Genomic DNA, 7,735 nt, shown 5'->3' on the forward strand with positions numbered 1-7,735 from the left:
GTCGCGCACAGGGTGCGCTCCTACATCTGCCTAATGCCACCGGGGTTCGCACCTCTCCTATCGCTTAAGGCGCTGGCTTCATCCCCGAATCAGCCGACACAAGCGCAGTCCCTGGGCGTAGCTGTTCCCCTTGCGACCCATCTCCAGGTTCGACGGGATATCCCTGCAGTCGGCGATGCGATAGTCCGGAAGCATCTCCACTATCAAAGCCTCCTCCAGCGTGTTCGAAGGGTCGTCGCGAAGCACGACATAGCGTGGACCCGGGTGATCGCGAAGCCGTTGCTGAACCCGGCTCCACAAGCCATATCCCTGTGATGCGCGGACAAACCAACTGAGCCCCACAAAGCTGATCGTTTCGTTCCCCGGGAACATGGGGGCGAGATAAGCGTCCGGCGTTCCCGCCAGGATGATTTGGCTATTCGGCTCGACCGTGCCGGTATCGACTTCCAGTACATGCTGGGCATAGGCGGTGCGCCACCAGTTCGGGTATGTCGTCATGGCGAGGATGGCCAGGAGGAGTGGCAATCCTGCCGCAGGGTGGAGCGGCATCCTGCGGCTTCCCGCAGGGCGCCAGGACCACATGGCGCTGAGCATCAGGATGCCGGTGAGCGCCTCGATGGGGATCGCATAGCGAAGTATGGAAAACGAAGCTAGCCAGAGGACATAACTTGCGCTGGTGAAGGTGACCAGCAGATGCAGGCCGCGATCGTGTTGTTTTGAACGAAGTGATCGACGAAACCAGCGGGCAAGGCCGATGGCAAGCAGCGCAAGCATGGCAAGTGCATAACGCGAGTCGGCGAAGGCTGCTTCCGTCACGATATCGCGCTGCTTCTTTAGCCAGAAGAACGGATAGAACAGCCATTGCAGCAGGGTGCGCGGTCGAAATCGTCCGTCGGTCCCGTCGCTTGCAGCCGTCAGTGCCGAATGAAACAGCTGATTGAACATGGGGAAAGTGGGATTTCCGGTCTCCCGATAAAGGTGTAGACCCCAGGGGCCATAAGCGACCAGGAAGGCGGCAACGACGCCTGCACCAAAGACGACCGTGACTTGCCAGGCCACTCGAGACCGGACGCCCAGCGTGACCAACAGTGCCAATGCCAGCGCCGGTGGATACACCATCGCCGTAGGCTTGAGGCCCGCGGCCACGCCGCAGCAAAGGCCCGCGAACAACGCCGGTTTTAGACGAACCGCGTTTTCGCACTGCGGCAGTGCCCGGATGAGTACATACAAACCCAGCAGCACCAACACCGCCAACTGGATTTCGTTGGTGGTGCTGCCTGCCTGCGACACCGCCATCGTGCCTGTGGCGCCGATCAGTGCGGCACAGATGTCTGCCAGGCCGAACGGCCTTTCCTGCAACCGCGCAAGCTGACGGGCGATTCCAGCAATCAGATAAACCAAGGCGCCAAACCAAAGGCCTTGTACGGCAGCAAGCGTCCGCGGCCAGGCGTGGAGGGGGCCTTGAGCCAGCCAAAAATAAGGCAGATCAGCGAGCGGATTGAAGTAGCTCTGCATGCTCGCCGGGGCAATGTCCTGGGCATAGCGGTCGTGAAGGAAGGCCCAGGCGTTGTACAGGTGATAGTTCTTGGTGTCCCAGAGAGCATCCTGGCCGAGGCCAACCGAAAGGCCTGCGCCAAAGGCCAGGCACAAGGCGAAAACGAGCAGCTGACGCCGCCCTCGATTCAGCAGGGCGGCCATCTCAGCGCGGCTCTTCGTTACCAAGGGGCGACGGATAGGCAAGATACGTCAAGTGCTTCCGCTCTCGTCGACCCAGCGTCACCGTATCAAGGATGAGCCCACAGACGAGCAGGCCACCGGCCAGCAACGCCAGTGCAGCGCATAGCACGGCCGTCGGAAAACGAGGGACCAAGCCGGTTTCAAGAAATGTTCTGAACAGTGGGATGGCCAGACCCAACGACAGCGCGGCACAGGCGACAGCGCCTATCGAAAAGAAGGCCAAAGGTTTGCCGTTCTTGGTGAGCTTTACGATGGTCCAAAGGATGCGGCCACCATCCATCCAGGTACTAAGCTTGCTTTGCGATCCATCCATGCGCGACACGTAGCGGGTCGGATGCTCGGCCACGGGCATATGTTGCTCAAGCGCATGAACCGTCAGCTCGGTCTCCACTTCAAATCCGCTGGCGTGAGCTGGATAAGATTTCACGAAGCGCCGCGAGAACACCCGGTAACCCGAAAGCATGTCGGTGAAAGTGCGCCCGAAGATGTGTCCTGTCAGCTGGGTCAGTAGCCAGTTGCCGAAGCGATGTCCGCGCCGATAGGCCTCCAGTTCATCGCTCACGCGCGAACCCACGATCATGTCGAGCTGCTCGTCGCATAAACGCCGGATCATGACGGGCGCATCAGCAGCGTCATAGGTGGCATCGCCGTCGACCAGCACGTAGATATCGGCGTCCACATCGGCAAACATGCGGCGAATGACATGTCCCTTGCCCTGCAGGTCCTGTTGCCGGACGACAGCATTGGCTGCACGCGCGGCGGCCCATGTGCCGTCGGTGGAGTTGTTGTCGTAAACGTAGATGCGGGCTTCGGGCAACGCGGCTTGGAAGTCGCGTATCACGACGGGGACGGAGAGGACTTCGTTGTAGCAGGGGATCAAAACAGCGATGCGGGACATCCGTGTGCGACTCGTCCATACGGTGAGGTGCCTTGGCTGGGTGCAGAGCACCTCTGGAATGAGGTGTGCAGGCAGCTTCAGGTTGGGCGGCTACATCCTTGTCTGCCTCGACCGTACGGCGCCATCAGTCATTTCCGGCGGATCTGCCGGAGAATGCCCCGGATCCGCCACGCCAATGGATCGCACATCACCCCTTGTAGGAGCGCACCCTGTGCGCGACCGCTGCGGGCAGACCGCCGGGCGCGATCGGGCCGTCRCGCACAGGGTGCGCTCTTACAAGGGAGGGGCGGGTTCCTCAGGACAGGCGAAGGTGCTCTGTACACGCCTCGAATCGATCGATCACCTCATCGACGGCGATCAGATCCATCACGCCGGGTTTCTCGATCTTGGTGCCCCAGGGTATGTCGCTGGCGGGCTTGCCGAGAAAGGCGAGCGAGGCTTCGTTGTATTTGTCCACGCACCAGCGGCGGTCGGAATAAGGCCCCGAACGGTTCGGGTTGCTGGCGGCGTGCAGGCCCAGCACTTTGCAGCCGACGGCATTGGCCATGTGCATGGGGCCGGAGTCGGGAGTCAGCAGGATCGGTGCGCGCACCAGCATGGCCATCATCTTTTTCAGCGTGTCCTTGCCGGTGAGGTCGAGTGGCGCATGGCGGCAGGCCGCGAGCACGGCGTCGGCCATGCTGCGCTCGAGAGCAGATGGCCCGCCTACCAGCACTACGCGCCAGTCTTTTGCTGCGGCGTGGTCCATCACGGCGGCGTAGCGCTCGGGGCGCCAGTTGCGCACCGTATGGCTGGAAGTGGGGCTGACCAGCAGGGTTGGTTGATCGCCGGGCAGTTGTTGGGCGGCCCAGGCATGGGCTTCCTCGGGGATGGGAATATCCCAGCGCACCTGGGTCTGCTTGAGGCCCAGGGGTTCGCAGAAGCTGCCCATCGCGTCCAGCACGTGTTCGCCGGTGCGAGCGGGTATGCGTTCGCCGATCACCAGGCCGTGACCATCCTTGGCGCGGGCGTGGTCATAGCCGATGCGGCGATCGGCCTTGATGAACAGGCTCAGCAGGTTGGAGCGCAGCGCCACCTGCATCTGCAGCAGGGCGTCAAAGCGTTGCCCCTTCAGAGCCGCGCCGACGGCCCTCATGCCGGCCAGGCCCGCGCCCTTGTCGAAGGTGACGAAGTTGACGCCGGGCAGGTCGCCCACCAGCTTGCGCTCGAGCTTGCCCACGATCCAGCTCAGCTCGGCCTGGGGCCACGCCGCCTGGAGGGTGCGCACCAGCGGCACGACGTGGGTGACGTCGCCGATGGCGGAGGTGCGGAGCAGGCAGATCGAGGCAGGCGTGGGCATTAGGCTAGAATCATCGGACTTAGGGCTCGGGGCGGGCGTCTGAAGCGCAGAGGGCGATGCAGGAACGAATTCGCGAGAACGCCGCTGGTGTGATTCTGTTCGACGCCGCGGTGTCCCCACAAGTCGAAGACGATTGGTTCGAGCCCGAAGCATGGCGCGAACGCGGTGGCTTGCGCCAGCAAGCGGGTGGTCGCGGCGGCGTGGCCATCATCCAGACCTCGGCGGGTGAATGCGTGCTGCGGCACTATCGGCGCGGCGGCATGGTGGCCAAGCTGATGGGCGACCGCTACTTCTGGCGCGGCGCGCAGCACACGCGTTGCTTCGCGGAATTCCGCCTGCTGGGCTTCATTGCCTCGCGCGGACTGCCCAGCGCGCAGCCGGTCGCCTGCCGTTACCAGCGTCATGGCTGGTTCTATACCGCCGACCTGATCACCCGCCGCATCGCCCATGCGCAAACGCTGGCCGAGTGTCTGGCAGCTGGGCAACTGGACGGTGAAATGGCCGAGCTGGTGGGCGCGCTGGTGGCGCGTTTTCATCGCGCCGGCATCTGGCATGCCGACCTCAATGCCCACAATGTGCTGGTGACGAGCGATGAGCTTTACCTGATCGATTTTGACCGCGGCTGTCTGCGCGAACCCGCCGAGAGCTGGCAGCAGGCCAATCTGCAACGCCTGCGCCGTTCGCTGCTGAAGCTGGGTGCGGCCGCACAAGGCGAGGCCGCATTCGACGAGCAGTTGTGGAAACCCCTGATTTATCGCTACGAGCGTACGCTGAGAGCATGAACTGGTCCCTGCATTTCCTGGGTGTGGGTGCGGCGCATGCCGTGGAACTTGGTTCCTCGGCGGTCGTGCTTGAGCGCGACGGCAAGCCGCTGCTGCTGATCGATTGCGGTCCGGACACGCTGGATCGTTACGTCGCCGCGTATGGGGAGCCGCCGCGTGCGCTCTACATCACGCATACGCATATGGATCACATTGGCGGCATGGAGCGGCTGTTCTTCCGCCTGTGGTTCGACGAGCAGTGGCGGGGACGCACGCAGGTGTTCGTGCATGCCGCATTGCTGCCCTGGCTGCAGGCGCGCGTGGCGGATTATCCGAACGTRCTGGCCGAAGGCGGCGTCAATTTCTGGGAGGCCTTCCGGCTGGTTCCGTGCACGCGCGGCTTCTGGCTGGATGGGCTGTGGTTCGATGTGTTTGGCACGCGCCACCACATGGCTGGCACGTCCTACGGCGTGGCGCTGGCGGGCAGTTTTGCCTATACGGGTGATACGCGTCCGATTCCCGAGGTGCTTGCCCGCGTTGCGGCCGGCACTGAACTCATTGCCCACGATTGCGGTCTAGTAGGCAACCCCTCCCATACCGGCATCGACGACATCGAGCGCGAATATCCACAAGCATGGCAAGCGCGGTTGCGGTTGTATCACTACGGCAGCCAGGCCGATGGACAGGCACTGGCTGCACGGGGATACACCGTGGCTCGTACAGGCGAGCGAGTCGCCCTGCCTGCGCCGATGCCACCGCGTCCCGAAGCCGGTTGACCCCACTGCAGGACTTTCCGATCCATGTCCACGCCACACCTGCGCAAGCTGCTGCGTTATCGAGCCTGGGCCGACGAGCTGATCTATGACGCCGTGGCCGCACTGCCGGAAGGCGCCTCCACCGCGCCCCGCGCCACCATTTTCGGGAACATGTTGCGCACGCTCAGTCATAGCTGGGTGGTTGACGACATCTTCCAGGCCCACCTGCAGGGGCGTCCGCACGGCTACACCAGTCGCAACACGCCCGAGCCGCTGCCGTTCGACGAGCTGCGGGCGCGCCAGCAGGCCATGAATGCCTGGTATCTGGAGTACGCCAGTTCGCTCACGCCGGCGCAAGCCGCCGAGGTCGTCACTTTTGAGTTCATTGGTGGCGTGCAAGGGCGCATGAGCCGCGAGGACATGGTGCTGCACGTGGTCAATCACGCCACCTATCACCGCGGTTTTGTGGCGGATATGTTCTACCAGGTGCCCGTGAAGCCGCCGGCGACCGACTTGCCCGTTTTCTTCCGGGATGTGTCCCAGGAATGAACCTGGCGGTGGGTCGATATCTTGTATGAACGGCCCGGCCCCGCTATCCTCTCGCTTCTTTGCCGGGGCCCAAGGGTGCTGGCAAGGGGTTTCACCATTGCGGAGAGGTGTCCGAGTGGTTGAAGGAGCACGCCTGGAAAGTGTGTATACGGCTTATCCCCGTATCGCGGGTTCGAATCCCGCCCTCTCCGCCAGTGAGTGAAACCTGGCGCCGGCCTTGAGCCGACGCACAATGTACGTCTCTATGGTGGCCCTGTCGGTCCCCCCGCGACGATAGTTCGTAAATTCCGCCAGGCCCGGAAGGGAGCAACGGTAGCGAATGATTCGGGTGCCGGGGTGTGRCTGGCAGGGCCGCCGCCTTTTCAGGCCCATCGATCTTTCAGTCCCCTTCGATCCCGTCGCGTCATACTGCTGGATGAGCCGGCCGTTACTGACTTGCTGTCCGCGACTTGGCACAATCGACTTTCGCCCAAAGATAGGCACGGTATGTCTTATCAGGTACTCGCTCGCAAGTGGCGCCCCCGCAAGTTCGCCGAACTGGTCGGGCAGGAGCATGTGGTGCGCGCGCTCACCAATGCGCTCGACACCGGTCGCATGCATCACGCCTATCTGTTCACCGGCACCCGCGGCGTGGGCAAGACCACGATTGCACGCATTTTCGCCAAGTCGCTGAACTGTGAGCGCGGCGAATCGGCCGATCCCTGCGGCGAGTGCGCGGTCTGCACGGCAGTGGACCAGGGCCGGTTTGTTGATCTGCTGGAGATCGACGCGGCCAGCAACACCGGCGTTGACGATGTGCGCGAGGTGATCGAGAACGCGCAGTACGCACCGGCGCGCGGCCGCTTCAAGGTTTACCTGGTCGACGAAGTGCACATGCTCTCCAAGCCGGCCTTCAACGCCWTGCTGAAGACGCTGGAAGAGCCGCCSCCGCACGTCAAATTCCTSCTCGCCACCACCGACCCGCAGAAGCTSCCGGTGACGGTGCTGTCGCGCTGCCTGAAGTTCAATCTCAAGCGCCTGCTGCCGGAACAGATCTCAGGCCAGATGCGCCACATCCTTGGCGCGGAAAACATCGCGTACGAAGACGCAGCCATTGTCGAACTCGCGCGCGGCGCGGATGGTTCATTGCGCGACGGTCTCTCGCTGCTCGACCAGGCCATTGCCTACGGCGGTGGCTCGCTGCGCATCGACGACGTGCGCGCCATGCTGGGCAGCGTTGCGCGCGGACAGGTGCTTGGCCTGCTGCAGGCGCTGGCTGCCGGTGATGGCGACACGCTGATGGCCGAGTGCACGCGCATCGCCTCGTTCTCGCCGGATTTCGGCGGCGTGCTGGACGATCTCGCCAGCGTCTTGCATCGCATCCAGCTGGTCCAGCTGGTGCCGGGTTATCGTCCGGAAGAGAACGGCAACGACGACAGCGCGCTGGTCGATCTGGCCCAGCAGCTGGCGCCGGAAGACGTGCAGCTGTACTACCAGATCGCCACCAGCGGTCGCCGCGACCTGGCCTTGGCGCCCGACGCGCGTACCGGTTTTGAAATGTCCCTGCTGCGCATGCTGGCGTTTCGTCCGGCCGATGGCGGTGGCGCACCGGCTGAACGGCCTTCGGCGGGCGTCGCCGCGCGCGTGGCCACGCCGCCGCCGCGTGCCGCCGCACCGGTGGCCAACGAACGCATGCACATGGCCAGCGTCGCCGAGC

At 63.7% G+C, this 7,735-nt stretch carries 7 protein-coding genes, 1 tRNA gene and 1 other RNA gene; 6 read left to right on the forward strand and 3 right to left on the reverse strand.

The window, feature by feature from the left end:
- Positions 1–78 precede the first annotated feature (78 nt).
- The 3 genes from AC1DMG_RS17715 to AC1DMG_RS17725 form a co-directional block, all read right to left on the reverse strand.
- Positions 79–1,698 (reverse strand): hypothetical protein, encoded by a 1,620-nt coding sequence (locus AC1DMG_RS17715; RefSeq protein ID WP_477176002.1) that lies wholly within the window; start codon positions 1,696–1,698, stop codon positions 79–81.
- A gap of 1 nt (position 1,699) precedes the next feature.
- A complete protein-coding gene (locus AC1DMG_RS17720; RefSeq protein WP_477178221.1) occupies positions 1,700–2,635 on the reverse strand; it encodes a glycosyltransferase family 2 protein in 936 nt (311 codons plus the stop codon).
- 295 nt (positions 2,636–2,930) lie between these two features.
- Positions 2,931–3,974 (reverse strand): glycosyltransferase family 9 protein, encoded by a 1,044-nt coding sequence (locus tag AC1DMG_RS17725; RefSeq protein WP_477176000.1) that lies wholly within the window; start codon positions 3,972–3,974, stop codon positions 2,931–2,933.
- A 56-nt stretch (positions 3,975–4,030) separates the two neighbouring features.
- Here AC1DMG_RS17725 and AC1DMG_RS17730 point away from each other — a divergent pair, with 56 nt between their 5' ends.
- The 6 genes from AC1DMG_RS17730 to dnaX form a co-directional block, all read left to right on the forward strand.
- Positions 4,031–4,756 (forward strand): 3-deoxy-D-manno-octulosonic acid kinase, encoded by a 726-nt coding sequence (locus AC1DMG_RS17730; protein ID WP_477175999.1) that lies wholly within the window; start codon positions 4,031–4,033, stop codon positions 4,754–4,756.
- Positions 4,753–5,511 (forward strand): MBL fold metallo-hydrolase, encoded by a 759-nt coding sequence (locus tag AC1DMG_RS17735; protein WP_477175998.1) that lies wholly within the window; start codon positions 4,753–4,755, stop codon positions 5,509–5,511. The genes AC1DMG_RS17730 and AC1DMG_RS17735 overlap by 4 nt, the downstream gene beginning before the upstream one ends.
- Positions 5,512–5,535: 24 nt before the next feature.
- Complete coding sequence (locus AC1DMG_RS17740) at positions 5,536–6,039, forward strand: DinB family protein (RefSeq protein ID WP_477175997.1); 504 nt, start codon at positions 5,536–5,538, stop codon at positions 6,037–6,039.
- 101 nt (positions 6,040–6,140) lie between these two features.
- A tRNA-Ser gene (locus AC1DMG_RS17745) sits at positions 6,141–6,233 on the forward strand.
- A 60-nt stretch (positions 6,234–6,293) separates the two neighbouring features.
- Positions 6,294–6,390: signal recognition particle sRNA small type (gene ffs / locus AC1DMG_RS17750), an RNA gene on the forward strand.
- A gap of 135 nt (positions 6,391–6,525) precedes the next feature.
- On the forward strand, positions 6,526–7,735 hold a 1,210-nt coding region (dnaX, locus tag AC1DMG_RS17755), incomplete at its 3' end, for a DNA polymerase III subunit gamma/tau (RefSeq protein WP_477180847.1).

The sequence above is a fragment of the Dyella sp. 01N36 genome (assembly GCF_056399745.1).

Excerpts from the sequence above, each read along its gene's own strand:
- AC1DMG_RS17715 (WP_477176002.1), bottom strand. The coding sequence starts at position 1,698 with ATGGCCGCCCTGCTGAATCGAGGGCGGCGTCAGCTGCTCGTTTTCGCC.
- AC1DMG_RS17740 (WP_477175997.1), top strand. The coding sequence starts at position 5,536 with ATGTCCACGCCACACCTGCGCAAGCTGCTGCGTTATCGAGCCTGGGCC.
- AC1DMG_RS17730 (WP_477175999.1), top strand. The coding sequence starts at position 4,031 with ATGCAGGAACGAATTCGCGAGAACGCCGCTGGTGTGATTCTGTTCGAC.
- AC1DMG_RS17720 (WP_477178221.1), bottom strand. The coding sequence starts at position 2,635 with ATGTCCCGCATCGCTGTTTTGATCCCCTGCTACAACGAAGTCCTCTCC.
- AC1DMG_RS17725 (WP_477176000.1), bottom strand. The coding sequence starts at position 3,974 with ATGCCCACGCCTGCCTCGATCTGCCTGCTCCGCACCTCCGCCATCGGC.